This is a genomic window from Paucibacter sediminis, from assembly GCF_030254645.1.
GTDB lineage: Bacteria > Pseudomonadota > Gammaproteobacteria > Burkholderiales > Burkholderiaceae_C > Paucibacter_B > Paucibacter_B sediminis.
This window is the reverse complement of the sequence record NZ_CP116346.1, coordinates 454,741-479,625: the sequence shown is the minus strand read 5'-3', so window position 1 is coordinate 479,625 and position 24,885 is coordinate 454,741. Positions and strand designations below refer to the sequence as shown.

Sequence of the window (24,885 nt, the reverse complement as noted above, 5' to 3'; positions counted from 1 at the left end):
CCAGGCCCGATTATGGCCAGGGACCGGCCGAAGTAAACAGCAAGAACTGACAGGTAGGCGCGGCCCAGTTTGGCGCTCGCGCCGGCCCGGTTTTCAGGCCTGGCTGACCCCGGCCGAGGCAAAGCTGGCCATCTTGGCCAGCAGCTGACAGGCCGACACCAGCAGGGGCCAGGCCAGCGCGGCGCCGGAGCCCTCGCCCAGGCGCAGGCCCAGGTCCAGCAGCGGTTCGGCCTGCAGGGCCTGCAGCATCAGCCGATGGCCGCTCTCGTTGGAGCAGTGCGAGAACACGCAGCGCTCCAGCACGGCGGGCGCCAGGCGCGCCGCCACCAGCACCGCGGCGCTGGCGATGAAGCCATCCACGACGATGACGCGGCGCTCCAGTGCCGCCTGCAGCACCGCGCCCACCATCATGGCGATCTCGAAGCCGCCGAAGGCGGCGAGGGCGGCGAGTGGCTCGCTGGCCTGCGCGTGGCGCTCCAGCACCTGGCCCAGCAGGGCGGTCTTGTGCGCCAGCTGGCCATCGTCAAGACCTGTCCCCCGGCCCACGCAGGCGCCGATCGGCTGGCCGGCCAGGCGCGCCAGCAGCAGGGCCGCGGCCGAGGTGTTGCCGATGCCCATCTCGCCCAGCAGCAGCGCATTGCCGGGGCGCTGACGCAAGAGGTTCTTGCCGGCGGCGATGGCGGTGGCGCATTGGTCCGCGCTCATCGCCGGCCCCACCAGCGCATCGGCCGTGCCGGCGGCGATCTTGGCGACCACCAGGCCCGGGCGGGGCGCGAACTCATGGCGCACGCCGGCGTCCACCACCGTCAGCGCCAGGCCGTGCTGGCGCGCCAGCACGCTCACCGCCGCGCCGCCGGCGAGGAAGTTCTCCACCATCTGCCAGGTCACGTCGGAGGGATAGGCCGAGACCCCGCGCGCCGCCAGGCCATGGTCGGCGGCGAACACCATCAGCTGCGGCTCCAGCAGCGCGGGCGTCTCGCTGCCCAGGATCAGGCCCAGCCTCAGCATTAGCGCTTCCAGCCGGCCCAGAGCGCCCAGCGGCTTGGTCTTTTGATCGATGCGGATCTGCAGGCGCAGGGCCAGCGCGGCGTCGGCGAGGCTGGGAAGTTGCGGGATCAGGTCGCTCATGCGGATGGGACTCCAACAGTGGTTTGAATAGCCGCCAGCAGCTGGGCCGCGCCGCGCTCGATGGCGGTGGGCCCGGGGCTGAGGATGTCGGCCGATTTGATTTCGATGAGCCGCGCGTTGAGCGCGGCAAAGCCGGGGCGGGCCAGCACGCGGTCGGGCGCGAAGCGCTTGCCGCACCAGGAACCGAGGATGAGCTGAGGCGCTTGCGCCAGCACCTCCGCGTGCGTGACGATGCGCTGCCGGGCGAAACCGGCCTTGGCGCGCTCGGCAAACACGTCGACGCCGCCGGCCAGCTGGATGATCTCGCTCACCCAGCCAATGCCGCAGATGAGCGGCTCGTCCCATTCCTCGAAGAACACGCGTGGCTGCCAGGGCAGGGCGGCGGCGGCCGCGGCGATGCGCGCCTGCGCCTGCTGCAGCGCCGCCACCAGCTGCTCGGCCTGCGCCTCGCGCCGCACCAGCGCGCCCAGGCTAAGCACCATGGCGTGGATGCCGGCCAGGTCGCGCTGGTCGAAGCACAGCGTGGCCAGGCCGGCCGCCGCGCATTCATCCAGCAGGGGTTTCTGCAGGTCCGAGAAGCCGATCACCAGATCGGGCCGCACCGCCAGGATCTTCTCGATCTTCATGCTGGAAAAGCCGCTGATCTTGGGCTTTTGCGCGCGCGCCTCGGGCGGGTAGACGGTATAGCCCGAGATGCCGGCGATGTGGTCCTGCGCGCCCAGGCGGTAAAGCGTGTCCACCGCTTCGGTGGAGAGGCAGGCGATGCGTTGGGGGATGGTCATGCGGGTGGGGGCTGCAGCAGCTGCATCAGATAGTCGGGCTGGAAATGCCGGTCGATGAAATCGGCCAGGCCCTCGAACACCGCGTCCAGCGTCTGCACCTCGGTGCCGAACAGCGCGCGCAGCAGGGCCGGCTGCTCGAACAGGCCATGGGCGTACAGGCCCAGCACGCTGCCCTGCTGCCAGCCCACCGCCGCGCCAGCGTCATCGCGTAGCGCCACCTGGGCCGGCGCCATGCTGGGGTGCTGCGCGGTGCGGCCATGGTGGATCTCGTAGCCTTGCACCGCCACGCCGTGCAGCGCCGCCCAGGGGCCCTGCAGATCGGCGGCGAACTGCAGCTGGGCCGGGCGCAGCAGCTTCTCGCGCTCGAACTGGGTCACCAGGGGCAAGAGGCCCAGGCCGGGCGCGTTGCCGTCGATCTGGTAGGGGTCCAAGAGGCTTTCGCCCAGCATCTGCAGGCCGCCGCAAATGCCCAGCAGGGGTTTGCCGGCGGCGGCATGGCGGGCGATCGCCTGGTCGAGCTGTTGCGCGCGCAACCAAGCCAGGTCGGCCGCCACCGCCTTGGAGCCGGGCAGGATGATCCAGTCCGCCGCCTCCAGCTGCGCCGGCTCGCGCGCCCAGCTCAGGCGCACGCCGGGCAGGCTGCGCAGGGGCTGGAACTCGTCGAGGTTGGACAGGCGCGGATAGGCCACCACGGCGATCTTCAGCCCGCTGCCGCTGGCGACGTCATCGAACACGCCGTCTTCCTCGGGCAGACCATGGCCGCGCCACATCGGCAGCACCGCCACCGTGGGCACGCCGGTGAGGGCCTGCAGCTGCGCCGGGCCGGGCGCCAGCAGGCTGGCATCGCCGCGGAAACGGTTCAGCACAAAGCCGCGTATCAGCGCGCGTTCATGCGCGGGCAGCAGCTGGTGCGTGCCGTAGAGATGGGCAAAGGCGCCGCCGCGGTCGATGTCGGTCACCAGCAGGCAGGCGGCGTTCACCTCCAGCGCGGTGCGCATATTGACGTAATCGCTGCTGTGCAGATTGATCTCGGCCGGCGAACCCGCGCCCTCGATCACCACCACATCGTTCTCGGCCATCAGCTCGTGCAGGGGCGGTCGGGCGCGCAGCCAGAGTTGCTCGCTGCGTTCGCGCCAGGGCATGTCGGTGAGCTGCCGGTCCACCTCGCCCAGCACGATCACCTGCGAGGCGGTGTCCTTCTCGGGCTTCAGCAGCACCGGGTTCATGCGCACCTCGGGCAGGCAGCGCGCGGCCAGGGCCTGGAAGTACTGGGCGCTGCCGATCTCGCCCATCGCCCCGTTCAGGCCGGGCACGACGCGGGCGTTGTTGCTCATGTTCTGCGCCTTGTAGGGCGCGACCCTGAGCCCCTGGCGCGCATACCAGCGGCATAGCGCGGTGGCGAGCCAGCTCTTGCCGGCATTGCTGGTGGTGCCCAGCACCATCACGGCCTTGGCGGTCATGGCATCAACTCCTTCAGGGCGAGGCGCAGCGCCTGCTGCGCCGCGGGGGATTGGGTGGAGACGCGCAGCCAGCCGGTCAGGCCGAAGCTGCCGGCATCGCGCAGCTTGATGCCGCGCGCGCGCAGCGCTGGCAGGGGCAGCTCGGTGGGTGGCAGGGTGAGCCAGAAATTGCTGCAGCTGGGGCGTTGCCGCCAGCCCAGCTCGGCCAGCAGCTCGCGCTGCACGGCCCGCCATGCCAGCAGGTGCGCCCTGGCGTCGCGCAGATAGGCCTGCGTGGCGGGGCTGTGCCAATGGCTCAGGAGGGCGCAGCCCTCGCCGGAGAGCACCCAGCTGGGGGCCAGGTCTTGCATCGCTGATAACCAGCGGCCGCTGGCCGGTGCCAGCAGATAGCCCGCGCGCACCCCCGTCAGGCCCAGGGCCTTGTTGGGGCCCTGCAGGCGCCAGGCCTGCTCGGCCAGCGCCGGCGGCAGGCTCGTCTGCCCCTCCAGGCGCAGCGGCTCGTAGGCCTGGTCGACGGCCAGCTGCGCGGCCGAGGCCCGCAGGGCGGCGCCCAGCTGGGTCCAGTCATGCGTGTCCAGGCTGGCGCCGGTGGGGTTGCAGGGCTCGCAGACCCAGACCAGCGCCGGCCCGCTCAGGCCCGCCGCCAGCTCGGCCACCGAGGCATAGCCGCGCACCTGCAGGCCCAGGGCCAGGGCGGCGGCGGCATAGTCGCCATAGCCGGGCTGCGGCACCCAGACCTGGCGCAGGCCGGCCAGCTGCGCCGCCAGGCTGAGCCGGCGTATCGCCTCGCTGCCGCCGGCGCTGGGCAGCACGCGCTCGGGCGCGAGGCCATGGGCGGCCGCCAGGGTCTCGCGCAGCGCCAGGTAATGCGGGTCGGGATAGCGGCCGCGCTCGGCGCCCAGCAGCGCGTCCAGCAGGGCCGGCGGCGGGCCCAGCGGGCTGGCATTGCTGGAGAAATCGTGCGGGATGGGCGGGCCGGAGTCGCTGCCGCCATGCATGGTTTTTTCTTGCATCAGTGGATAAGACCTCCGCGCAGGGCGGCGGCGCCCAGCATCAACAGCAGGGCGGATCGCAGCATGCCGCGCAGGGTCAGGTCTTGCCCGCGCGCCATGTCGGCGGCCACGGGCGTGGCACCGCCTGCGTTCAGGGCATAGACACCCGGCTTGGCCAGGCGCAGGTTCAATCGCAGCGCCAGCGCCGCCATCGGCCAGCCGCTGTTGGGCGAGGGCGTGCGCGCGGCCTCGCGCGTCAGCCTGGGCAGCAGGCGCCAGTGCCAGGCCAGCATGGCCAGCGCGCTGAGGCGGGCCGGCAGCCAGGAGAGCGCGTCGTCGGCGCGTGCCGCCCATTTGCCGGCCCATTCCCAGCGGCCGCGATAGCCCCACATGGCATCGGCGGTATTGGCGAAGCGGTAGACCGCGGCGCCCGGCAGGCCGGCGATGGCAAACCAGAACAGCGGCGCGACCACCGAGTCGTTGAGGTTCTCGGCCAGGGATTCAAGGGCCGCTTCACGAACCTCGGCGGCGCTGAGTGCTAGCGTGTCGCGGCTCACCAGCCGGGCCAGGCGCGCGCGCCCCTCGGGCAGCGAGCGCTGCAGCGCCGCCTCCACCGCGTCGACCTCCTGGCTCAGCATGGACCAGGCCAGCAGGGGCTTGAGCAGCAGCGCCAGCGCGCCGGCGCAGCCCAGCAGGGCCAGCGGCGAGCGCCAGGGCTGCAGCAGGCCGATCAGCCAGCCCTCCAGCGCGGCCGCCAGCAGGCCGACCACCAGCGCGCCCAGGCACCAGGCCAGCGCAGCCCCGATGAAGGCGGGCGCGGGCCGCAGGGCCGGCAGGTGCTGCGAAAAGAGGCCCAGATAACGGCCCATGCCGACCACCGGATGGGCCCAGGCGGGCGGCTCGCCGAACAGGCGATCGACCAGCAGGGCGAGCAGCATCGCGAGCGGCAGGAGCAGGGCCATCTGCATCGAACAATCAGTCTTCGATGCCGCGCTGCGCCGGCACGCCGGCCTTGAAGTGATGCTTGACCAGGGCCATCTCGGTGACGGTGTCGGCCAGGGCGATCAGTTCCTCGGGTGCGTTGCGCCCGGTCAGCAGCACATGCACATGGGCGGGGCGCTCGCGCAGGGCTTGCAGCACCGGCTCCAGCGGCAGCCAGCCATAGCGCAGCGGGTACATGATCTCGTCCAGCACGACGAGGAAATGCTCGCCCGCGCGTATCGTGCTTTCGGCGCGCGTCCAGCCGTCGCGCGCGAGTTGGGCCGAATGCTCGAGATCCTTGCTCTTCCAGCTGAAGCCGTCGCCCAGGCCCTCGATGGGCAGGCCCAGTTGCTCGAACATGCGGTGCTCGCCGAAGCGCGCGCTGGGCACCTTCATGAACTGGTAGATCTTCACCGCCTTGCCGCGGCCATGGGCGCGCAGCGCCAGGCCGAAGGCGGCCGTGCTCTTGCCCTTGCCGTCGCCGGTGTGGACGATGACGAGGCCGCGGCGCTCCGCGCTGGGCTGGACGCGCTGGTAATCGACGGGTGGGGTTTCAATCTGCATGATGGCCGGCGGAGATAAAGAAGCGCGCGAGCGCCTCCGGGTTGGATGGGAAGTAATGGTGCACATAGCTGGCGCGCAGGCTGCCTTGGGCATACAGCGCCTCGGCCGTGCGGCCGCCATTGGGATTGCTGGCGCGCGCCAGCGGCAGCAGCGGCGTGTCCAGCGTCGAGTAATGGAAGCTGTGGCCGCGCAGCGTGCCTTCGGGCCAGTCCAGCGTCTGCAGGCCCAGTGCGGCCAGGCGGGTCTGCATCTGCGCCCGGCCCGGCAGCAGGCCGGCCATGGGCTGGGCCCGGCCCTCGGCATCGCACAGCTCGTCCAGCAGGCACAGCATGCCGCCGCATTCGGCCAGCAGCGGCTTGCCGAGGGTCAGGTGTTGCGCCAGGCTGGCAAAGAAACCGGGTTGGGCGCGCAGCGCGGCGGCGTGCAGCTCGGGGTAGCCGCCCGGCAGCCAGAGCGCATCGCAATCCGGCAGGGCCTCGCCGGCCAGCGGCGAGAAGGGCCGGAGCTCGGCGCCGAGCGCGCGCAGGCAATCGAGGTTGGCCGGGTAGATGAAGGAGAAGCAGGCGTCCTGTGCCAGCGCGATGCGGCGGCCGGCCAGCAGGGGCGGCAATGGCTCAGCGGACCGACCCGCAAACTCGACGCGAGGGAACTCGAAACCGCCCACCAGGCCGGCCTCCCAGGCGTCGGCCCAGGCATCGAGCTGCGCATCCAGCCCGGGCAGCTCCAGCGCCTGCACCAGGCCCAGATGGCGTTCCGGCAGGGTCAGGTCTTGCTGGCGCGCGATCGCGGCCACCAGGGGCAGGGTGGGCGGCAGGCCCTCGGCCACCATGGCGCCATGGGCGGCGCTGCCGACGCGGTTGGCCACCACGCCGCAGAGCCGGATATCGCTGCGAAAGCCCTGCAGGCCCAGCGCCAGGGCCGCGAAGGTCTGGGCCATGGCGCTGGCATCCAGCACCGCCAGCACCGGCAGGCCGAAGGCGGCCGCCAGGTCGGCGCTGCTGGGCTTGCCGTCGAACAGGCCCATCACGCCCTCGACCAGGATCAGGTCGGCCTCCTCGGCGGCCTCGGCCAGCAGCTGCCGGCAATGCGCCAGCCCGCCCATGAAGAGATCGAGCTGGTAGACGGCATGGCCGCTGGCGCGCGCCAGCACCATCGGGTCCAGGTAGTCGGGGCCGGTCTTGAAGACGCGCACCTTGAGGCCGCGCCGGGCATGGGCGCGCGCGATCGCGGCGCTGACGCTGGTCTTGCCTGATCCCGAGGCCGGGGCGCTGACCATCAGCGCGGCGCAGCTGCGGCTCATCGCGTTGCCCTCTGAGACCCGCGCAGCGGCAGGATCTGCGCGCCGCCCTCGGCCGGCGGCCTGGGCGCGGGATCGAAGGGCAGGGCCAGCCAATGGCCGTCCAGCTGCACCAGGTGCAGGCGTTGCTCGAAGGCGGCCTGCAGGGCCTGGTGGCAGGCGGGCGTGCCGGGCGGGCCCAGGTGGCGCAGGCGCCCGCCCTGCATCACCGCCAGTTGATCGGCCTGCAGCGCCATATTGAGCTCGTGCAGCACACTCAGCACCGCCACGCCCTGGCGCGCCAGCTCGCGCACGATCTGCAGCCAGTCGGCCTGGTGCGGCGGGTCCAGATGCGCCAGCGGCTCGTCCATCAGCAGCACCTGGGCCTCGACGGCGAGCGCGCGCGCCAGCAGCACGCGCTGGCGCTCGCCGCCCGAGAGGCGCGCCAGCGGGCGCTCGCGCCAATCCCAGCACTGCGTGCGGTGCATGGCGCGGGCCACGGCCTCGTGATCCTGCGCGCTGGGCGGGGCCAGCCAGGCCTGGTGCGGCAGGCGGCCCAGCATCACCACCTCGTAGGCGCTGAGTTCGTCGGCGCTGGCCTCGTTCTGGCCCAGCCAGGCGAGCGCGCGCGCGCTCGCCCGGGGCTCCCAGCGCTGCAGTTCGCGGCCCAGCAGATCGATGCGGGCACGGGCCGGCAGCAGGCCGGCGAGCGCGCGCAGCAGGGTCGACTTGCCGGCGCCGTTGGGCCCCACCACGGCCATCCAGCAGGCCGCGGGCAGGGCCAGCTCGATGTCGCGCAGGATCTCGGCGTCCTGCAGGCGCAGGCTCTGCAAGGCGGCGCTCAGGGCCATATTCGTTGTCATTTCAGCTCCCCGACCTTGCCGCGATGCATCAGCAGCAGCAGATAGGCACCGCCCAGCATGGAGGTGACCACGCCCACCGGCAACTCCTGCGGCGCGATCAGCCAGCGCGCGGCGATGTCGGCGGCCAGCAGCAGGGCGCCGCCGGTGAGGGCCGACAGCAGCAGCAGCCAGCCATGCGTGCTGTGGGTGCGGCTGCGCACCAGGTGCGGCGCCACTAGGCCCACGAAGGCGATCAGCCCGGCCTGCGCCACGGCTGCGCCGGTGGCCAGCGCCAGGGTGGCGATCAGGCTCAGTCGCACCAACGGCAGGCGCACGCCCAGCGAGCGCGCGGTGGCCTCGCCCAGGGTCAGTGCGTCGAGCGCGCGGCTGGCGCCCAGCGCCACCAGCAGGCAGCCGAGCAGCACCGGCAGCAGGATCCACACCGAGGCCCAGCTGAGGAAGCCGGTGGTGCCCAGCATGAAGGCCTGCATGGGCCGCATGATGTCGGGCGTCATGATGGTGAGCAGGGCGGTGGCCGAGCCCAGCACCACGCCGACGATCACGCCGGCCAGCAACAGGCGCATGGTCTGCTGCACGCCGCGCGCCAGCGTCAGCGTCAGCAGCACGGCGGCCACGGCGCCCAGAAAGGCCGCGCCGGTGAGGCCCAGCTTCATCGACCAGGCCGCCGTCGCCGGCGAGAGGCCCAGCAGCACCAGCAGCACCGCCACGCCCAGTCCGGCGCCCGCGGAGGCGCCGAGCAGATAGGGGTCGGCCAGCGGGTTGCGGAACAGGCCCTGCGCCACCGCGCCGGCCAGGCCCAGCAGGGCGCCCGCGGCCCAGGCGCCGGCCGAGCGCGGAAAGCGGATCTGCCAGAGTATCTGCTGCTGCACCGCGTCGCCGCCCTGCAGCATCTCCAGCGAAAAACCCGTGCTGCCCACCGCCACGCCCAGCAGGCTCAGTGCGCAGCTCAGCAGCAGCAGGCCCAGCAGCAGGTGCAGCGGCTTGGTGGCGTTCATTTCGGCGCGACCTCGCGTAGGCAGCGCGCCATGAACTTGGCGGCCTCGCCCATCCGGGGGCCAGGTCTTGCCATCAGCTCGGACTCCTGCGGCGGGAACACGCACAGGCGCTTGTCCTTCAGCGCGCGGATCTGGTTCCAGCCCGGGCGCTCAGCCAGCTTCACCGCATTGCGCTGCGCCACCATGATGAGCTGCGGATCGGCGCGCACTACGAATTCGGGGTTGAGCTTGGGGAAGGGCCCGAGCTCCTTGCCGACGATGTTGCGCGGCCCCAGGCGCGCCAGGGTCTCGCCGATGAAGGAGCTCTCGCCGGCGGCAAAGGGCGAGCTGTCGACCTCGTAGTAAACCGTCAGGCCGCGCGCGCTGGCCGGCACGCCGGCGGCTGCCTCGGCCATCTGGGCCTCGATCTGCTGCCAGACCTTCAGGGGCTCGGGTACCGCGAGCAGCTGCCCGACGCTTTGCAGCACGCGCTTCACGTCGGCATGGCTGCGCGTTTCCAGCACCACCACCTTGAGGCCCAGCGCGGCCAGGCGGTCCTGCACGCGCGAGCTGGGCGCCACCAGCACCACATCGGGCCGCAGCGCCACGATGCTCTCCACCTGGGTGTCGTCCAGGCCGCCGAGCTTGGGCAGCTTGTCCACCGCGGCGGGGTAGTTGGAATAGCGGTCCACGCCCACCAGGCGCTCACAGGCACCCAGCGCGCAGACGGTCTCGGTCAGCGAGGGCAGCAGGCTGACGATGCGCTGCGGCGGCGCGGGCCATTGCTGCAGCAGGCCGCGATCGTCCTTCACGCTCACCGGTGCGGCGCCGGCCTGGGCGGCCAGCGCGAACAGCCAGACATGGAGCCAGGGCTTCATCTTCTTGATCATCAGGGCAACTCCGCTTCGACCGGCCGGCTCCAGGCCTGGCCGGCCACCATCAGGGTGAGGTCCGCGCAGCGCGCGGCAATGGCCTGGTTCAGCCGCCCCAGCTCGTCCACATAGTGGCGCACCGCGCTGGACAGCGGGCTGACGCCCCAGCCGACCTCGTTGGAGACGAACAGCACCGGCCCCTGCAGGCGCGGCAGCAGGGCCAGCAGGGCGGCCTGCTCGCGCTGCCAGCCCGGCAGGTCGGGCTCGGCCTCGAAGGGCATCAGCCAGTTGGTGAGCCACAGCGTCAGGCAGTCCACCACCACCAGATGGCCGGGCGCGTCGGCCGCGGCCAGCGCCCGGCTGAGGTGGCGCTGCTCCTCCAGCGTGGCGAAGCCGGCCGGCCGATCCGCGCGGTGGCGGGCGATGCGTGAGCGCATCTCCTCGTCATGCGCGGCGGCGGTGGCGAGCACGCTGACGCGGTGCGTGGCCGCGGCGCGCAGCCAGCGCAGCGCCAGGGCCTCGGCGTGGCGCGATTTGCCACTGCGCTGGCCGCCGACGATGAGCTGGTGCGCGGCCATCGTCGCTGCTTACAGCGTGGGGCTGTAGCGCAGGCCCACGAACAGGGTGCGCGGCGCCTGGGCAAAGCCACCCGCGGTCTGGTAGGCGCGGTTGAAGGCGTTGTCCAGATTCAGCTGCAGGCGCAGCTCGTTGCTGAGCTTGTATTGCGCGTCCAGATTGATCAGGCCATAGCCCGCCAGCGGCTTGGTGTTGGCGGCGTCGTCGTAACGCTTGCCCGAGGCTTGCAGGGCCGCGCCCAGCGCCCAGGCGCCCAGCGTCGTATCGGCGCGCAGGGTGCCGTATTCGCGGGCCCGGCGTGCCAGCAGCTTGTCGGTGCTCTTGTCCTTGGGCGCCTGGAGGTCCAGCGTGCCGGAGAGGCGCACTGGCCCCAGCTGCGTGCCCGCCGCCAGGCTGACGCCCTGCAGGCGCGCCTTGCTGACGTTGGCATAGCAGCCGAAGGCGCTCTGGCAGCTGCCGGCGGCGCCGAACACGATCAGGTCCTTGACGTGGTTGCGGTAGGCGGTGATCGAGGCCTCGTTCAGGCTTTCGTTGTACTTGAGGCCGAACTCGATATTGCGGCCATGCTCGGCCTCCAGCGGCTTGACGCCGGGCTTGCCGAGGTCGGGGCCGTAGACGCTGCCGCGCTGGTACAGCGAGGGCGCGCGGAAGGCCGTGCCGGCCGAGCCGACGACGCGCAGCGTGGGCGCGAGCAGCCAGCCCAGCGCCAGCGTGCCGGTGTTGACGCCGCCGAACTGGCTGTCCTGGTCGTGGCGGGCATGGGCTTGCAGGCTGAACGCGCCTTCGCTCATCAGCCAGCCCAGCGCCGCGGCGTTCTGATGACGCTGATCCTCGCCGTGCAGGCTGGCCACCAGGCCGGTGTTTTCAAGCCGGTCTTCGCGACGCTCGAGGATGAAGTTGAGCTGGCGGTTCTTGGCGAACTCGTAGCTGCCGTTCAGCGCCAGATTGCGGATGCGCGTCTTGGTCAGGTAGGGCGAGGGCTTGGTCTCGTAGCGCTCGCTCGATTCGCCCAGGCTGGTCTGGGTCTGCAGAGCCGGCAGCCATTGCGCGCTCCAGCTCAGCTGCTTGGCCTCGGTGTCCTGGATGCTGTGGTCGTCGTTGAGGGGCTTGGACTTGGAGCTGTCGTACTGCGCATCGGCATGACTCTTCAGGGCGATGGCTTCGAGGCGATGCTCGGCGTTCAGCTGCGCGCCGACGCGGAACTTCACGTTGTGGCTGCGCCAGCCGTCGCGGTCGGGCACATAGCTGAAGCTGCCGGGCAGATCCAGGGTGGCGTTGAAGCCATCGCTGCGCTCGACGGCACCGCTGAGCGCGTAGTCGATGATGCCGGCCGTGCCGGTGATGCCGGCATCGGCCTTGCGCGTGCCGAGGCTGCCGAAGCCCAGACCCAGATCGGCCTGGGTCTTGCTTCCGCCCTTGCGGGTGATGATCTGCACCACGCCGCCGACGGCATCGGAGCCGTAGATCGCGCTGGCCGGGCCCTTCAGGACTTCCACGCGCTCGACCTGCGAGATCGGGATCGCCAGCCAGCTGGTGCCGCTGCTGGCCTGCGAGTCGACGCGCACGCCGTCGATCAGCACCACGGTGTGGCGGGTATCGGCGCCGCGCAGGAACAGCGAGGTGTTCAGCGCCGGGCCGCCGTTGCGCACCATCTCCACGCAACCGGCGTTGCGCAGCAGGTCGCCGATGCCGCCAAAGGCCTGGCGCTCGATGTCTTCACGCGTGATGACGGTGAAATCGGCCAGCACCTCGCTGAGCTTCATCGGCGAGCGGGTGGCGGTGACCACCACGGTGCCCAGCTTGTTGGGGCCGGCGCCGCCTTGGGCGAGCGCGGCGTGGGGGAGGATGGCCAGCGTGGCAGCGGCCAGGGCCAGCAGGGTACGGGCGTGGGTAGGCGCAGGCAGGGAAGCCGCGCGTGCGAAGGAAAAGCTCATGGAATCCAGACAGCAAACAGCCAGGTGCCAGCTTCCCCGCAGGCCCCTGTGAATCGACGCATCGCGTCGCGATGCATCACCTGTTGGCCGGTATCCGGGCTGGTGGATTCAAGCGCCGCATCCTTCCCAGCGCGATTGCGCCAGTGGATTGCTGTACGGGCCTTGGAGCACTGAGGGCTCCATCCACTTACCGTTGCGGGGACAGCTCAGGTTGGGTTTGCCTCGGCGAGACGCGCCCTTCTGATTCCCGTTTAACTGCCCAGACATGAATGGCTGGGCGAGCACCAACGAGCGGCATTCTAGCCGGGCTTGTGCAGCGCGGCATTTGAGCCAACTCAGTTGCTCGGCTCGGGCGCCTTGGGCAGCTTGGGTGCTTTGGGTTTCTTGGGCGGCTTGGGCTTGGACGGCTGCTGCGCTGCGGCGGCGCTGGCGGCGCGTGCCGACGCTTCGCCGCGATGGCCATGGATGCCGGTGGCCGGCGCCGCGTGGCGCTGCTGTTCGGCCTCCTGCTTGAGGCGGGCCTGCTCCATCGCGTTGGCCTGTTTGGCCTCCTGCGCGGCGCGCTGCCTGGCCTCGGCGCTCTGGGCACTACTGGGCTGGTCGTATTGCAGGGTCTGCGCGCTGGCCTTGGCATCCAGCGGGCAGGGGCTGCCGCGCAGCTCGCGTCCATCGGGGCCGCAGCGGTAAATCGTGGCGCTCTGCGGCTGGGTCTGCGCCGACGATCCGTCACTGCCGCAGGCTGCCAGCAGCAGCGCGGTGCTAAACAGGCGGATCGCCTTGCTCATGATGCGACTTCGGTGCCCACCGGCGCTGGCGGCTTGGGTGGCTTGGGCCTTGGCGGCTTGGCGTGGATCTTGGCCAGCGCCTTGTCCATCTCGCCCTTGAGCATCAGCTCCACCGCCTGGTAGGACTTGCCAATGCAATCCTCCACCGCCTGGCGCTCCGCCAACGGCGGCTTGCGCAGCACATAGTTGGCCACCTCGGCCTTGATGCCGGGATGGCCGATACCCAGGCGCAGGCGCCAGAAATTGGCCGAGCCGAGCTGGGCCTGCATGTCCTTGAGCCCGTTGTGGCCGCCATTGCCGCCGCCCAGCTTCATCTTCATCTCGCCGGGCGCGATGTCGAGTTCGTCATGGATGGCGAGGATCTCCTCGGGCGCGATCTTGAAGAAGCGCGCCAGCGCCGCCACCGATTTGCCGCTGAGGTTCATGAAGGTCATGGGCTGCAGCAGCCAGATCGGGCCGGGTGCGCCGGGCGCGTTGTTGACGCGCGCCACCAGGCCGTAATAGCTGCGCTCCACCTGCAGGTGGGCACCCAGGCCGCGCGCCAGGCCGTCTATCCACCAGAAGCCGGCGTTGTGGCGCGTGTCCTCGTATTCTGGCCCGGGATTGCCCAGGCCCACAAAGAGTCGAATCATGGCGGGGATTATCGATGGCAGAGGCCAAGAAAAAAGGCCCTGCAGAGCAGGGCCTTCGTGCCTTTGGATGAGGCTGAAGCAGGAATTACTTCTTGCCCTTCTTCTTGCCCTTGCCGTCGTCGGCAGGAGCGGCGGCGACCACGATGACCTCTTCGGCTACCGGCTCAACCGGCGTGGCGATCACGGGGTTGGGCTTGCCGTGGACCTTGACCTTGATGTGGTCGGCCAGCTTGATGTCGTTCACGTGCACCGAATGACCCTTGGTCAGGCCGCTCAGGTCCACTTCGATGAACTCGGGCAGCTGCTGGGCCAGGCAGGTGATTTCCAGCTGCGTCACAACGTGGTTGACGGTGCAGTGGTCCAGCTTGACGGCCGGCGAGTTCTCTTCGCCCACGAAGTGCAGGGGCACCTTCTTGGTGATCTTGGTGGTGCTGTCCACGCGCTGGAAGTCCACGTGCAGGACTTGCGGCTTGTAGGGGTGCATCTGGTAATCACGCAGCAGCACTTGCGAGACGGCGCCGTTCAGTTCCATCTCGAGGATGGAGCTGTGGAAGGCTTCCTTCTTCATGGCGTGGAACAGCGCGTTGTGGTCCAGCTCGATGGTGGCGGGTTCGCCAGCGCCGTACACAATGGCAGGCACCTTGCCCGAGATACGCAGGCGGCGGCTCGCTCCGGTCCCCTGCAGCTTGCGCTCGAAAGCGGTGAATTTCATATGGTTCTCCAAAATGGATAGAGCACCCGCGACCAGGTGCTCAAGGAATGTGATCTTGCGATCACGGCTCATCACGCCGCGCCCGTGAGGGCCTGGCGCCAATGTCTTAGAAGTTGTTGTTCTGCTCCGAGAACAAGGAGGTCACCGACTCACCGTCCGAAATGCGGCGGATGGTCTCGGCGAACAGGAAGGCCACCGACAGCTGGCGGATCTTGCCGCAGGCCTTGGCCGCGTCGGATAGGGGAATGGTGTTGCTGATCACCACCTCGTCCAGGTGCGAACCGGAAATGCGCTCGATCGCCGGGCCGGACAGGATGGGGTGGGTGCAATAGGCAAACACGCTCTTGGCGCCGCGGTCCTTCAGCACCTCGGCAGCCTTCACCAGCGTGCCGGCGGTGTCGATCATGTCGTCCATGATGACGCAGTTGCGGCCGTCGATTTCGCCGATCACATGCATCACTTCGGAGACATTGGCCGCGGGGCGGCGCTTGTCGATGATGGCCAGGTCGCAGCCCAGCTGCTTGGCCAGGGCGCGGGCGCGCACCACGCCGCCGACGTCGGGGCTCACCACCACCAGGTTGGAATAGTTGCGGGCCTTCAGGTCCGACAGCAGCACCGGCGAGGCGTAGATGTTGTCGACCGGGATGTCGAAGAAGCCCTGGATCTGGTCGGCGTGCAGGTCCATGGTGAGCACGCGCTCGACGCCCACGGTCTCCAGCAGATTGGCCACCACCTTGGCCGAGATCGGCACGCGCGTGGAGCGCGGGCGGCGGTCTTGGCGGGCGTAGCCGAAGTAGGGGATCACCGCGGTGATGCGGCGTGCGCTGGCACGCTTCAAGGCATCGACCATGATGAGCAGTTCCATCAGGTTCTCGTTGGTCGGCGCGCAGGTCGGCTGGATCACGAACACGTCGCGGGCACGCACGTTCTGCTGGATCTCGACCGTCACCTCGCCATCGGAGAAGCGACCGACCACGGCCTTGCCGAGGTCCACGCCCAGATGGGTGGCAATTTCTTGGGAGAGGACCGGGTTCGCGTTACCGGTGAAGAGGACGGTATTGAGCAGCACAGGCCATCCTTTGAGTCAGTGGCCTTTGGCCAGCCGAGCGGGGCGCCAAGGCCCCGGAGGTGGAAAAGAAATTTGGCAGGGGAAGAAGGATTCGAACCTTCGCATGTCGGAATCAAAATCCGATGCCTTAACCAACTTGGCGACTCCCCTACACAGGACACTGCAGAGCTGCAGCACCCCATAACTTTACTCAGTCTTCAGTCCATTCGCGAAGCGGATGAACATCCAAACTGCGGCATATTTTTCCGAGCCATCCCGGAGGAAGATCCTCCAGATTTGTCGCCATGGCCTGGTTCGACATGCCTGCATCTTGTGATGCTTTCTCCCCTGACACTCTGGCAAACACCGCACTGCCCGAGCCCGTCATCCGGCTGTTGCCGAAGCGGTCTTGCAGCAGTCGCAGCGCCTGACTCACTTCGGTACTGTGATGCTCGGCGGCGGCTTGCAAATCGTTGCGACCCCAACCTTGAATCACGCTGGCAAGCCAGTCGGACCTCGTTTTGTCTTCGCTGCTATTGTGTGCAGGAAAGCCCGCTACTATAGCCACGCTTTTTGATCTCTGCAAGAGCGGCGACGAAAATATTTCCTTGGTGCCTATGCTCGTGGCCGGTTTCAGCACCGCCAGGGTCTGGGCGGGCAGTGCGATGGGGTGCAGGATTTCGCCCACGCCCTCGACAAAGGCGTTGCTGCCGCCCAGGAAGAAGGGCACATCGGCACCCAGGCTGAGACCGAGCGGAAGCAGGCGCGCGCGCGGCCAGTGCAGGCCCCAGAGCCGGTTCAGCGCCAGCAGGGTGGAGGCGGCATCCGAGGAGCCGCCGCCCATGCCGGCACCGGCGGGTAGGCGCTTCTCGATATGGATGTCGGCGCCCAGCGCGCAGCCGCTCTCGCGCTGCAGGGCGCGCGCGGCGCGCAGGCAGAGGTCGTCGGCGGGCAGGGCGTCGCCCCGGTCATGGCGCAGCAGCTGGCCATCGCTGCGCTTCTCGAAGTGCAGGGTGTCGGCCCAGTCGATCAGCGCGAAGACCGATTCGAGCAGGTGATAGCCGTCGGGCCGCTTGCCCACCACATGCAGAAAGAGATTGAGCTTGGCCGGGGCCGGGACGTCGTAGAGCGCTTGCATGGCAGCGTGTCAGGGTTTGGGGTCGAGGCGCACGCGCAGCGTGGCCTCGGGTTCGGTGCTGCGCCTGGCCAGGATCAGGCCCTCCTCGTAGCGGCTCAGGTCCACCTCCCAGCCCAGTTGCCGAAAGCCGGCCTCGTCGCCGGGCCTGCGCAGGTGCGCGGCCTGCGGCCAGGGGCGGCCCATCAGCCAGTCGAACATGGCGGCGATGGGAATGGCCTCGCCCAGCAGCTCGCGGGTGAGGGCGTCGAGATCGTCGAAGCGGCGTTCATCGCTGGGGGTCTGCAGCAGCACCTCGCTGCCGCTCCAGCGCGCGCGCGCCAGCAGGCTGCCCAGCGGGGTGCTGAGTTCCAGTTGCCCGGCCTTGGCCGAGCCCTGCAGCTCGAAGCCGGCATTACCGCCCTGGGCGCGGGCGCCGTTGAGTGCCGCCACCTGCACGCTCAGGCGGCCGCTCAGGCGCAGATCCTCGGCCTGGGCCTGATAGGGCTGCGGTTGCGGCGGCACGCTGACGCAGGCCGCCAGGGCCATGCAGGCGCAAAGCGCGAGTGCACGCCTCATGGCTTGGCTTTGAGGCGCTGCATGGTCTCGCGCAGGGCTTCGTTCTTGGGGTCGCGCTTGCTGCCCTCGGCCCAGATGCGCTTGGCTTCGTCGCGCTGGCCTGCCGCCCACAGCACCTCACCCAGGTGGGCGGCAATCTCGGCGTCGGGGCGCGAGCCATAGGCCTGGCGCAGCAGACGCTCGGCCTCGTCGAGCTTGCCCATGCGGTACTCCACCCAGCCCATGCTGTCGACGATGAAGGGCTCCTGCGGCGCGAAGCTGAGCGCCTTGGCGATCAGCTCGCGTGCCTCGGGCAGGCGCTCCTTGCGATCGGCGAGCGAATAGCCCAGCGCGTTGTAGGCGTGGTAGTGGCTGGGGCGCAGTTCGATCACCTTGCGCAGCAGCGCTTCCATCTCCGCGGTGCGCCCCAGCTTCTCGGCCATCATCGAGCGCTCGTAGATCAGATCGGCATCGTCCGGGAAGCGCTCGCTGGCCTTGCTCAGCACGTCCAGCGCCGGCGCCCATTCACGCGCATCGCGCAGCAGTTGGGCCTCGGCCAGCAGCTTGGCGCGCAGATCTTGTTCGCGTTCGCCGGGCAGGGCCTGGATGAGCTGGCGCGCCTGCGCCAGCTTGCCCTGCCGCGCCAGCAGCGAGGCGCGGCGCAGCTGGGTTTCCATCTGGCGCTGCGGCGCATCCACGCGCAGCAGCCAGGCCTCGGCCGCCTTCAGCTCGCCACGCATCTCGGCCGCGTGGGCCAGCAGCAGCCAGGCCTGCTGGCGCGCATCCTTGCCGGCATCGCTGAGCTCGGGCTCGGCCGCCTTGTCGCCCTCCAGCCGTTTCAGAAAGCTGCGCAGCGCGCCGTCGGCCGCCTCGGCATGGCCCAGCTCCAGCTCCAGCGAACCCAGCGCCAGCCAGGACGAGGGGTTGTCGGGCATCTGCTCGGTCAGCAGGCGGAACTCGCGTGCGGCATCGGCCGGGCGCTGGGCGCGCGCCAGGGCGCGGCCGTAGGCCTGGCGCAGGCCGTGGTTGTCGGGCTTGGCCTGCAGGGCCGACCTGATCAGCGTCTCGGCCTCGGCGCGCTGCCCCATCAGGTCCAGGGCCAGGATCAGCGGCTCCTCGGCGTCGGGGAATTCACTGGCGGCGCTGCGGGTCAGCGCCATCGCACCGTCGACCTCATCGGCCACCTGCTCCAGCTTGGCCAGCACCAGCATGCCCATCATGCGGGTGTCGGGCTGTTGGGCCGCCTCCTGCAGCGTCGGCTTGAGGCCTGCCAGCACCTGCTTGGGCTCGGGCGCGCGCTGGAACAGCTGGGGCAGCGATGCCAGCACCGCGCCGCGCTGCGCGGCCGGCGTCAGGGCCAGCAGCGATTTCAGCGGCGCGGCAGCCTCCGCCGGCTTGTTGAGCAGGGCCAGCAGCTGCAGCAGCGATTGATGGGCGTCGATGGAATCGGGCGAGGCATCGCGCCATGCCTTGGCGGCGATCAGTGCCTGTTCGCCGGCGCGTGCCTGCAGGGCAATGCTCACCACGCGCTTGAACAGGGCCTGGTCCTGGGTGCGGCGCGCCGCGTCCAGCAGCACCTGGTAGGCGGTGCCGGCCTGTCCGGCATTGAGCTCCAGCTCGCCGATCAGCAGCTGGTAGAACAGCGGCGCATCCATCGCCGAATTGCTGATCACGGCCGGTGCGGAGTCGGCCTCGCTGGCGGCCCAGGCCGGAGCGGCGCAGCCCATCAGGACGGACAGGATGGCCGGCGCCCACAGCGGTTTGGCGGGCGGGCGGCGATTCGAGGCGGGCATGCGGGGCTCCTGGAGAACGAATGGGCCAGCCCGTGCGAGCTGGCCCTGCAGTCATTCTAGGCAAGGCGTCGCTCGTATCATGAGTCATGCCTGAATTGCCCGAAGTCGAAGTCACGCGCCGCAGCTTTGCCGACGCCATTGCCGGAGCCCGCGTGCTCGAACTCAGGCTGGGCAAGCCGCTGCGCTGGCCGCTGGGCGTTACGCCGCAAAGTCTGGTGGGGCGCCGCGTGGGCGAGGTGCGGCGGCGCGGCAAATACCTCTGGCTGCCGCTGGAGCCGGGCGGCTTGCTGCTGCATCTGGGCATGTCGGGCTCGCTGGCCTTCCGGGAGCATGCGCCGCCGGCCGGGCCGCATGACCATTTTGAATTGCTCACCGACCGCGGCAGCCTGCGCCTGACGGATCCGCGCCGCTTCGGTGCGGTGGTCTGGTCGGATGCCCTGGATGCCGACCCGGCCGCCAAGCTGCTTGCCGGCCTGGGGCTGGAGCCCTTCGACGCGCGCTTCGATGGCGCGCATCTGCATGCCGGCCTGAGCGGCCGGCGCGTGGCCATCAAGCAGGCCCTGCTGGCGGGCGACATCGTGGTGGGCGCCGGCAATATCTACGCCTGCGAGGCCCTGTTCCGCGCCGGTATCGATCCGCGCCTGCAGGCGCAGCGCCTGAGCCGGCCGCGTGCCGGCCGCCTGGCCCTGGCGGTGCGCGAGATCCTGGCGCAGGCGGTGGAGGCCGGGGGCACGACGTTGCGCGACTTCAAGGACGCGCATGGCGTGGCCGGCAGCTTCCAGATGCAGGCCCAGGTCTACGGCCGCGAGGGCGAGCCCTGCCTGGTCTGCGGCACGCCGATACGCCGCATCGTGCAGGGGCAGCGCTCGACCTATTACTGCCCGTCCTGCCAAAAACGCTGATTCAACCGCTGATTCACGCGTTAGCATGCGCCGCGCATGAGAGAAGAAGAGCCCAGCCCCGCCGAGATCCAAGCCCTGTTCGCCCCCACCCTGGTGGCCTGGCAGCGCAGCCATGGGCGCAACGCGCTGCCCTGGCAGAACACACGCGATCCCTACCGCGTCTGGCTGTCCGAGATCATGTTGCAGCAGACCCAGGTGGGCACGGTGCTGGGCTATTACCAGCGCTTTCTCGCCAGCTTCCCGAGCGTGCGCGAGCTGGCCGCGGCGCCGCTGGACGAGGTGCTGACCTTGTGGGCGGGCCTGGGCTATTACAGCCGCGCACGCAATCTGCACCGCTGCGCCCAGGCCGTCTGCGAGATGCATGGCGGCGAGTTTCCGCGCAGCGCCGAACTCCTGCAGACCCTGCCCGGCATCGGCCGCTCCACCGCCGCCGCGGTGGCCTCGTTCTGCTTTGGCGAGCGCGTCGCCATCCTGGACGGCAACGTCAAGCGCGTGCTGTCCAGGCTGCTGGCCTTCGACGGCGACCTGGCCAGCGCGGCGCAGGAAAAGCTGCTGTGGCAGCGGGCCGGCGAGCTGCTGCCCGCCAGTGCCGACATGCCCAGCTATACCCAGGGCCTGATGGATCTGGGCGCCAGCCTGTGCAGCGTGCGCACGCCGCAATGCCTGCTGTGCCCGGTGAGCGAGCTGTGCCTGGCGCGCGCCCAGGGCGAGCCGCAGCGCCTGCCCATCAAGACGCGCAAGCTCAAGCGCAGCCGGCGCGAGAACTGGTGGTTGTGGCTGGAGCATGAGGGCCGCATCTGGCTCGAGCAGCGCCCGGCCACGGGTGTCTGGGCGGGGCTGTGGACCCTGCCGCTGTTCGACGACGAGGCCGCGCTGCAGCGGCAGTTGGACGGACTTGCCGGCCTGGGCGCCAGCGCCGAGGTGCTGCCGGTGATCCAGCACGCGCTGACGCATCTGGATTGGGTGCTGCATCCGCGCCGCGCTGAGGTGGCGGGGCCTGCGCCCGAGTTGAGCGGCGGCGTCTGGGTGGCGCGCGAGCGCCTGGCCAGTTATGCGTTGCCGGCGCCGCTCAAGCGCCTGCTGGATTGATGGCGGATGGATGGCGTATGCTTGCCCCCCTCGACAGCCGACCCCACACCATGCACAGCACTGCCAAGCCCGCCGTCAAGAGCGCGATCGAATCGGCCGTGGTGGCGGCCCTCGCGGGCGCCACCTGCCTGTGGTTTCTGATCTCGGCGGCCAATATGGACGAGGTCGACGGTGCCAAGGCTACCCTGTGGGGCCTGGGTCTGGCGGTTTGCGTGATCGCCCATATCAGCTTCGTGGGCGTGGCCCTCAAGCATGCCGGCCGCCGCGTGCTGCCCTGGCTGCTGGGCATGGTGATCCTGTTTCCGGTGGTCTCGGTGGTGGCCATGGTCCTGCTGCTGCAGGACGAGCAGGCGGGCTGATTACTTCGCGTCCAGCTCGCGGTGCCGCTTGAGCACCTGGCCGTGATAGGCGAACTGCTTGGACAGCGTCTCCACCAGATAGACCGAGCGGTGCTGGCCGCCGGTGCAGCCGATCGCCACGGTCAGGTAGCTGCGCTGGTCGGCCGCGAAATTGGGCAGCCATTGCGAGATGAAGGCGCCGATCTGGCCCAGCATCAGGCGCACCTCGGGCTGGGCCTCCAGATACTCGGCCACCGGCGCATCGCGGCCGGTCAGCGGACGCAGCTCGCGGTCGTAATAGGGGTTGGGCAGCACGCGCACGTCGAAGACGAAATCGGCATCGCTGGGCACGCCATGCTTGAAGGCGAAGGATTCGAACACCAGGGTCAGCGAGGTGCCGCTCACCACCACCAGATCGCGCACCCAGGCGCGCAATTGCGCGGGCCGCAGCTGGCTGGTGTCGATCACCGTTGACTCCACGCGCAGCGCCGCCAGCAGCTCGCGCTCCAGCTCGATCGCGTCCAGCAGGATGCGGTGCGCATCCTCGCCGTCCTGCTGGGCCTGGCGCAGCGGATGCGGGCGGCGCGTTTCGGAGAAGCGCCGCATCAGGGTGTCGGTATTGGCGTCCAGGAAGATCGAGCGCAGGCCCACGCCCTCGGTGCGCAGCTGCTTGATGAGAGGCAGCAGATGCGGCAGCGAGCCGGCGCTGCGCACGTCCACCGCGATCGCGACGCGGCGCTTGCCGCGCTGCTTTTCCAGCGTCAGGAATTCCAGCAGCAGCTCGGGCGGCAGGTTGTCCACGCAGAAGAAACCGGCGTCCTCCAGCGCATGCATGGCGATGGACTTGCCGCCGCCCGACACGCCCGTGACCAGCACCACATCGCTTTGCGGCGCTGGCTTGGCCTCGGCCCCCCGCTTGCTATTGCTGCTCATGACCTGGCCTTTTTGCTGCGCGCTGCCGCGCCGGAGTTGGAGAGATCCAGCATCTCCTGCGCATGGGCAATGCTGGTGGACGAGAGGCGCTCGCCGCCCAGCATGCGGGCGATCTCCGCCACGCGCGCTTCACCATGCACCGGCTGCACATCGCTGCAGGTGACGCCGGCGCGCAGGGCCTTGGAGACGACGAAATGCTGGTCGGCGCAGGCGGCCACCTGGGGCAGGTGGGTGACGGCCAGCACCTGGCGCTCGCGCCCCAGCTGCTTCATCAGCCGGCCCACGGTCTCGGCCACGGCGCCGCCCACGCCGGCATCGATCTCATCAAAGATCAGGGTGCCGGCGCCGCTGTCCTGCTGCTGGCAGGTGGTGACGGCGATCGCCAGCGCGATGCGCGAGAGTTCGCCGCCCGAGGCCACCTTGGCCAGCGGCCGCGGCGTGCTGCCGGCGTGTCCGGCCACCAGGAATTCGGCCGACTCCAGGCCGAAGCTCTGCGGTTGTTCCTGCTTGAGCAGGGCGATCTCGAAACTGCCGCCGGCCATGCCCAGCAGCTGCATGGCCTGGGTGACGGCGGCCGCGAGCTGCGGCGCCGCCTTGGCGCGTGCGGTGCTGAGGCGCCGCGCTTCCTGTTCATAGGCCTGGCGCGTCCGCTCCAGCGCGGCCTGCAGGGCGGCCAGATCGCTGGCAGCGTCCAGCGCCGCAAGCTCCTGCTTCCATTCCCGCAGCAGGGCCGGCAGCTCGGCCGGCTGGCGCCGGTAGCGGCGCGCCAGCGCCACCCAGGCGGAGAGGCGTTCGTCCAGCTCCTGCAAGCGCTCGGGCTCCATGTCGGCACCGTGCAGATAGGCGCTGAGCGTGTGCGTGGCATCCTGCAGCTGCGTCTGCACGCCCTGCAAGGCCTCGACGGCGGGTTGCAGGCGGGCGTCGTAGGCCAGCACGTCCTGCAGATCGTCCAGCGCGCGCTGCGTCAGGCCCTCGGCATTGAGCTCGGCCTCGCTGAGGGCTTCGAGCGCCTTGCGCGCGGCATCCATCAGCGACTGCGCATGCGAGAGCCGCTGGTGTTCACCGTTCAGCTCATCCCATTCATCGGCGCCGGGCGCCAGGCGATCGAGCTCGCCGATCTGCCAGCTCAGGCGTTCATGCTCGCGCGCCAGCTCGCCCTGGCGCGCCTGCGCCGCCTCCAGGCCTTCGCTCGCCTGCTTCCAGTCGGCGTATGTCTTGGTGACCAGCGCGGTTTCTATGCCGGCATAACCGTCCAGCAGGGCGCGCACCGCGGGCGCGCGGGTCAGGCCTTGCCAGGCATGCTGGCCATGGATGTCGAGCAGGCTGTCGGCCAGCTCGCGCAGCTGCGCCACCGTGGCGGCGCTGCCATTGATCCAGGCGCGGCTCTTGCCCTGCGCGTCGATGACGCGGCGCAGCAGCAGGCAATCGTCGTCGCCGTCAAAGCCGGCCTCGGTGAGCCAGTCGTGCAGCGAGGCGGGGCGGTCGAACTCGGCCGTGATCTCGGCCCGCGCCGCGCCCTCGCGCACCACGCCGGCATCGCCGCGGCTGCCCAGCGCGAGCTGCAGGGCGTCGATCAGGATGGACTTGCCGGCGCCGGTCTCGCCGGTGAGCACCGCAAAGCCGTTGCTGAAGTCGAGTTCAAGTTCGGGCACGATCACGAAATCGCGCAGGTTCAGGCGCCGCAGCATTCAACTCACCCCTTCGTACCAGCGCAGCTTGCGGCGCAGCGTGGCGTAATAACTCCAGCCGGTCGGATGCAGGAAGCAGACCTTGTGCTTGGAGCGCCGCACGGTGATGCGGTCGCCGTGCAACAGGCTGGCCAGGCTCTGCATGTCGAAATTCACGCTGGCATCGCGGCCGGCCACGATCTCCAGCCGGATCTCGCCCAGGTCGGGCAGCACGATGGGGCGGTTGGAGAGCGTGTGCGAGGCGATCGGCACCAGCACCCAGCCGCCGATGCTGGGGTGCAGGATGGGCCCGCCGGCCGACAGCGAATAGGCGGTGGAGCCGGTGGGCGAGGCGACGATCACGCCGTCGGCGCGCAGATTGGCCACGAACTCGTCGCCCACGTCCACGCGCAGTTCCACCATCGAGGCGGTGGCGCCGCGGCTCACCACCACGTCGTTGAGGGCCAGGCCCTCGAAGATGATGCGCTCATCGCGCCAGACCGCGCCCTCCAGCATGGCGCGCTGCTCTTTTTCGTAGGTGCCGGCCAGGATGGGCTCGAGCGCCTCGCGAAAGCGCTCGATCGAGATGTCGGTGATGAACCCGAGCCGGCCCTGGTTGATGCCCACCAGCGGGGTGCCATGTCTTGCCATCTCGCGGGCAAAGCCCAGCATGGTGCCGTCGCCACCGACGACGATGGCCAGATCGCACTCGCGGCCTAATTCGTCGTTGGAGAGGGCATCGAAGGCGGTGATGCCGGTGTTCAGGGCGGTCTCGCGCTCCAGCGAGACTTCCAGGCCGAGGCCGGCCACGAACTCGGCAATCTCCTCAAGCACAGGGCGTATGCCCCTGGCCTGGTGCTTGCCCACTAACGCCACATGACGGAATCGCTTGGCCATGCGCAGAATTACACC

Annotated in this window: 25 protein-coding genes, 1 tRNA gene and 1 riboswitch; of the genes, 3 read left to right on the top strand and 23 right to left on the bottom strand. The window is 69.9% G+C overall.

Annotation, left to right across the window (positions count from 1 at the left end):
• Window positions 1-93: 93 nt before the first annotated feature.
• The 20 genes from cobT to PFX98_RS02150 all read right to left on the bottom strand — a co-directional run bounded on the left by cobT (window position 94) and on the right by PFX98_RS02150 (window position 19,044).
• A complete protein-coding gene (cobT, locus tag PFX98_RS02245) occupies window positions 94-1,128 on the bottom strand; it encodes a nicotinate-nucleotide--dimethylbenzimidazole phosphoribosyltransferase (RefSeq protein WP_285233548.1) in 1,035 nt (344 codons plus the stop codon).
• Complete coding sequence (locus tag PFX98_RS02240; protein ID WP_285233547.1) at window positions 1,125-1,910, bottom strand: ABC transporter substrate-binding protein; 786 nt, start codon at window positions 1,908-1,910, stop codon at window positions 1,125-1,127. The genes cobT and PFX98_RS02240 overlap by 4 nt, the downstream gene beginning before the upstream one ends.
• Window positions 1,907-3,370: a cobyric acid synthase gene (locus tag PFX98_RS02235; protein WP_285233546.1), complete on the bottom strand. Its 1,464-nt coding sequence runs from the start codon at window positions 3,368-3,370 to the stop codon at window positions 1,907-1,909. The genes PFX98_RS02240 and PFX98_RS02235 overlap by 4 nt, the downstream gene beginning before the upstream one ends.
• Window positions 3,367-4,383: a pyridoxal phosphate-dependent aminotransferase gene (locus PFX98_RS02230; RefSeq protein WP_285233545.1), complete on the bottom strand. Its 1,017-nt coding sequence runs from the start codon at window positions 4,381-4,383 to the stop codon at window positions 3,367-3,369. Before PFX98_RS02230 ends, PFX98_RS02235 begins: the two co-directional genes overlap by 4 nt.
• Window positions 4,383-5,330 (bottom strand): adenosylcobinamide-phosphate synthase CbiB, encoded by a 948-nt coding sequence (gene cbiB, locus PFX98_RS02225; RefSeq protein ID WP_285233544.1) that lies wholly within the window; start codon window positions 5,328-5,330, stop codon window positions 4,383-4,385. The genes PFX98_RS02230 and cbiB overlap by 1 nt, the downstream gene beginning before the upstream one ends.
• Before the next feature lie 7 nt (window positions 5,331-5,337).
• On the bottom strand, window positions 5,338-5,907 hold the full coding sequence (gene cobO, locus PFX98_RS02220; RefSeq protein WP_285233543.1) for a cob(I)yrinic acid a,c-diamide adenosyltransferase: 570 nt from the start codon (window positions 5,905-5,907) through the stop codon (window positions 5,338-5,340).
• On the bottom strand, window positions 5,897-7,207 hold the full coding sequence (locus tag PFX98_RS02215) for a cobyrinic acid a,c-diamide synthase CobB (RefSeq protein WP_285233542.1): 1,311 nt from the start codon (window positions 7,205-7,207) through the stop codon (window positions 5,897-5,899). Before PFX98_RS02215 ends, cobO begins: the two co-directional genes overlap by 11 nt.
• Entirely contained in the window at window positions 7,204-8,046 is an 843-nt protein-coding gene (locus tag PFX98_RS02210) for an ABC transporter ATP-binding protein (RefSeq protein WP_285233541.1), read from the bottom strand. The genes PFX98_RS02215 and PFX98_RS02210 overlap by 4 nt, the downstream gene beginning before the upstream one ends.
• On the bottom strand, window positions 8,043-9,041 hold the full coding sequence (locus tag PFX98_RS02205; RefSeq protein WP_285233540.1) for a FecCD family ABC transporter permease: 999 nt from the start codon (window positions 9,039-9,041) through the stop codon (window positions 8,043-8,045). The genes PFX98_RS02210 and PFX98_RS02205 overlap by 4 nt, the downstream gene beginning before the upstream one ends.
• The gene (locus PFX98_RS02200) at window positions 9,038-9,910 is read right to left on the bottom strand and encodes an ABC transporter substrate-binding protein (protein ID WP_285233539.1); all 873 of its coding nucleotides are present in this window, start codon (window positions 9,908-9,910) and stop codon (window positions 9,038-9,040) included. Before PFX98_RS02200 ends, PFX98_RS02205 begins: the two co-directional genes overlap by 4 nt.
• Complete coding sequence (gene cobU, locus PFX98_RS02195; RefSeq protein ID WP_285233538.1) at window positions 9,910-10,470, bottom strand: bifunctional adenosylcobinamide kinase/adenosylcobinamide-phosphate guanylyltransferase; 561 nt, start codon at window positions 10,468-10,470, stop codon at window positions 9,910-9,912. The genes PFX98_RS02200 and cobU overlap by 1 nt, the downstream gene beginning before the upstream one ends.
• A gap of 9 nt (window positions 10,471-10,479) precedes the next feature.
• Window positions 10,480-12,402 (bottom strand): TonB-dependent receptor plug domain-containing protein, encoded by a 1,923-nt coding sequence (locus PFX98_RS02190; protein WP_285233537.1) that lies wholly within the window; start codon window positions 12,400-12,402, stop codon window positions 10,480-10,482.
• Window positions 12,403-12,470: 68 nt separating this feature from the next.
• A riboswitch (cobalamin riboswitch) is annotated at window positions 12,471-12,706 on the bottom strand.
• 31 nt (window positions 12,707-12,737) lie between these two features.
• The gene (locus PFX98_RS02185) at window positions 12,738-13,187 is read right to left on the bottom strand and encodes a hypothetical protein (protein WP_285233536.1); all 450 of its coding nucleotides are present in this window, start codon (window positions 13,185-13,187) and stop codon (window positions 12,738-12,740) included.
• The gene (pth, locus tag PFX98_RS02180) at window positions 13,184-13,819 is read right to left on the bottom strand and encodes an aminoacyl-tRNA hydrolase (protein ID WP_285233535.1); all 636 of its coding nucleotides are present in this window, start codon (window positions 13,817-13,819) and stop codon (window positions 13,184-13,186) included. Before pth ends, PFX98_RS02185 begins: the two co-directional genes overlap by 4 nt.
• Before the next feature lie 85 nt (window positions 13,820-13,904).
• Window positions 13,905-14,531, bottom strand: coding sequence for a 50S ribosomal protein L25/general stress protein Ctc (locus tag PFX98_RS02175; RefSeq protein WP_285233534.1), 627 nt, complete (start codon window positions 14,529-14,531; stop codon window positions 13,905-13,907).
• Between the two features lie 106 nt (window positions 14,532-14,637).
• Window positions 14,638-15,600, bottom strand: coding sequence for a ribose-phosphate pyrophosphokinase (locus PFX98_RS02170; protein WP_285233533.1), 963 nt, complete (start codon window positions 15,598-15,600; stop codon window positions 14,638-14,640).
• A 73-nt stretch (window positions 15,601-15,673) separates the two neighbouring features.
• Window positions 15,674-15,750: transfer RNA gene (locus tag PFX98_RS02165), tRNA-Gln, on the bottom strand.
• A 40-nt stretch (window positions 15,751-15,790) separates the two neighbouring features.
• Window positions 15,791-16,717, bottom strand: coding sequence for a 4-(cytidine 5'-diphospho)-2-C-methyl-D-erythritol kinase (ispE, locus tag PFX98_RS02160; protein WP_285233532.1), 927 nt, complete (start codon window positions 16,715-16,717; stop codon window positions 15,791-15,793).
• Between the two features lie 9 nt (window positions 16,718-16,726).
• Entirely contained in the window at window positions 16,727-17,272 is a 546-nt protein-coding gene (locus PFX98_RS02155) for an outer membrane lipoprotein LolB (RefSeq protein ID WP_285233531.1), read from the bottom strand.
• Window positions 17,269-19,044, bottom strand: coding sequence for a tetratricopeptide repeat protein (locus PFX98_RS02150; RefSeq protein ID WP_285233530.1), 1,776 nt, complete (start codon window positions 19,042-19,044; stop codon window positions 17,269-17,271). The genes PFX98_RS02155 and PFX98_RS02150 overlap by 4 nt, the downstream gene beginning before the upstream one ends.
• An 86-nt stretch (window positions 19,045-19,130) precedes the next feature.
• Between PFX98_RS02150 and mutM the strand changes: the two genes are divergently transcribed.
• Genes mutM through PFX98_RS02135 form a run of 3 tightly spaced genes read left to right on the top strand, consistent with a single transcriptional unit; the run spans window position 19,131 to window position 21,394 of the window.
• Window positions 19,131-19,946, top strand: a complete 816-nt coding sequence (gene mutM, locus PFX98_RS02145; RefSeq protein WP_285233529.1) for a bifunctional DNA-formamidopyrimidine glycosylase/DNA-(apurinic or apyrimidinic site) lyase — start codon at window positions 19,131-19,133, stop codon at window positions 19,944-19,946.
• Between the two features lie 36 nt (window positions 19,947-19,982).
• Complete coding sequence (gene mutY / locus PFX98_RS02140; protein ID WP_285233528.1) at window positions 19,983-21,035, top strand: A/G-specific adenine glycosylase; 1,053 nt, start codon at window positions 19,983-19,985, stop codon at window positions 21,033-21,035.
• A 50-nt stretch (window positions 21,036-21,085) separates the two neighbouring features.
• The gene (locus PFX98_RS02135; RefSeq protein ID WP_285233527.1) at window positions 21,086-21,394 is read left to right on the top strand and encodes a hypothetical protein; all 309 of its coding nucleotides are present in this window, start codon (window positions 21,086-21,088) and stop codon (window positions 21,392-21,394) included.
• Here the strand turns inward: PFX98_RS02135 and rapZ are convergent, their stop codons facing one another.
• Genes rapZ through PFX98_RS02120 form a run of 3 tightly spaced genes read right to left on the bottom strand, consistent with a single transcriptional unit; the run spans window position 21,395 to window position 24,870 of the window.
• Window positions 21,395-22,306 carry an RNase adapter RapZ gene (gene rapZ, locus PFX98_RS02130; protein ID WP_285233526.1) on the bottom strand — a complete coding sequence of 304 codons (912 nt, stop codon included), beginning with the start codon at window positions 22,304-22,306 and terminating at the stop codon, window positions 21,395-21,397. It abuts the gene before it with no gap.
• Window positions 22,303-23,994, bottom strand: coding sequence for a DNA repair protein RecN (gene recN, locus PFX98_RS02125; protein ID WP_285233525.1), 1,692 nt, complete (start codon window positions 23,992-23,994; stop codon window positions 22,303-22,305). Before recN ends, rapZ begins: the two co-directional genes overlap by 4 nt.
• On the bottom strand, window positions 23,995-24,870 hold the full coding sequence (locus tag PFX98_RS02120; RefSeq protein WP_285233524.1) for an NAD kinase: 876 nt from the start codon (window positions 24,868-24,870) through the stop codon (window positions 23,995-23,997).
• Window positions 24,871-24,885: the final 15 nt, after the last annotated feature.

Excerpts from the sequence above, each read along its gene's own strand:
- PFX98_RS02240 (WP_285233547.1), bottom strand. The coding sequence starts at position 1,910 with ATGACCATCCCCCAACGCATCGCCTGCCTCTCCACCGAAGCGGTGGAC.
- PFX98_RS02150 (WP_285233530.1), bottom strand. The coding sequence starts at position 19,044 with ATGCCCGCCTCGAATCGCCGCCCGCCCGCCAAACCGCTGTGGGCGCCG.
- PFX98_RS02205 (WP_285233540.1), bottom strand. The coding sequence starts at position 9,041 with ATGAACGCCACCAAGCCGCTGCACCTGCTGCTGGGCCTGCTGCTGCTG.
- PFX98_RS02135 (WP_285233527.1), top strand. The coding sequence starts at position 21,086 with ATGCACAGCACTGCCAAGCCCGCCGTCAAGAGCGCGATCGAATCGGCC.
- PFX98_RS02185 (WP_285233536.1), bottom strand. The coding sequence starts at position 13,187 with ATGAGCAAGGCGATCCGCCTGTTTAGCACCGCGCTGCTGCTGGCAGCC.
- PFX98_RS02200 (WP_285233539.1), bottom strand. The coding sequence starts at position 9,910 with ATGATCAAGAAGATGAAGCCCTGGCTCCATGTCTGGCTGTTCGCGCTG.
- mutY (WP_285233528.1), top strand. The coding sequence starts at position 19,983 with ATGAGAGAAGAAGAGCCCAGCCCCGCCGAGATCCAAGCCCTGTTCGCC.
- PFX98_RS02215 (WP_285233542.1), bottom strand. The coding sequence starts at position 7,207 with ATGAGCCGCAGCTGCGCCGCGCTGATGGTCAGCGCCCCGGCCTCGGGA.
- mutM (WP_285233529.1), top strand. The coding sequence starts at position 19,131 with ATGCCTGAATTGCCCGAAGTCGAAGTCACGCGCCGCAGCTTTGCCGAC.
- PFX98_RS02120 (WP_285233524.1), bottom strand. The coding sequence starts at position 24,870 with ATGGCCAAGCGATTCCGTCATGTGGCGTTAGTGGGCAAGCACCAGGCC.
- pth (WP_285233535.1), bottom strand. The coding sequence starts at position 13,819 with ATGATTCGACTCTTTGTGGGCCTGGGCAATCCCGGGCCAGAATACGAG.
- PFX98_RS02175 (WP_285233534.1), bottom strand. The coding sequence starts at position 14,531 with ATGAAATTCACCGCTTTCGAGCGCAAGCTGCAGGGGACCGGAGCGAGC.
- cbiB (WP_285233544.1), bottom strand. The coding sequence starts at position 5,330 with ATGCAGATGGCCCTGCTCCTGCCGCTCGCGATGCTGCTCGCCCTGCTG.
- cobT (WP_285233548.1), bottom strand. The coding sequence starts at position 1,128 with ATGAGCGACCTGATCCCGCAACTTCCCAGCCTCGCCGACGCCGCGCTG.
- PFX98_RS02155 (WP_285233531.1), bottom strand. The coding sequence starts at position 17,272 with ATGAGGCGTGCACTCGCGCTTTGCGCCTGCATGGCCCTGGCGGCCTGC.
- rapZ (WP_285233526.1), bottom strand. The coding sequence starts at position 22,306 with ATGAGCAGCAATAGCAAGCGGGGGGCCGAGGCCAAGCCAGCGCCGCAA.
- recN (WP_285233525.1), bottom strand. The coding sequence starts at position 23,994 with ATGCTGCGGCGCCTGAACCTGCGCGATTTCGTGATCGTGCCCGAACTT.
- PFX98_RS02235 (WP_285233546.1), bottom strand. The coding sequence starts at position 3,370 with ATGACCGCCAAGGCCGTGATGGTGCTGGGCACCACCAGCAATGCCGGC.
- PFX98_RS02210 (WP_285233541.1), bottom strand. The coding sequence starts at position 8,046 with ATGACAACGAATATGGCCCTGAGCGCCGCCTTGCAGAGCCTGCGCCTG.
- PFX98_RS02190 (WP_285233537.1), bottom strand. The coding sequence starts at position 12,402 with ATGAGCTTTTCCTTCGCACGCGCGGCTTCCCTGCCTGCGCCTACCCAC.
- PFX98_RS02230 (WP_285233545.1), bottom strand. The coding sequence starts at position 4,383 with ATGCAAGAAAAAACCATGCATGGCGGCAGCGACTCCGGCCCGCCCATC.
- cobU (WP_285233538.1), bottom strand. The coding sequence starts at position 10,470 with ATGGCCGCGCACCAGCTCATCGTCGGCGGCCAGCGCAGTGGCAAATCG.
- ispE (WP_285233532.1), bottom strand. The coding sequence starts at position 16,717 with ATGCAAGCGCTCTACGACGTCCCGGCCCCGGCCAAGCTCAATCTCTTT.
- cobO (WP_285233543.1), bottom strand. The coding sequence starts at position 5,907 with ATGCAGATTGAAACCCCACCCGTCGATTACCAGCGCGTCCAGCCCAGC.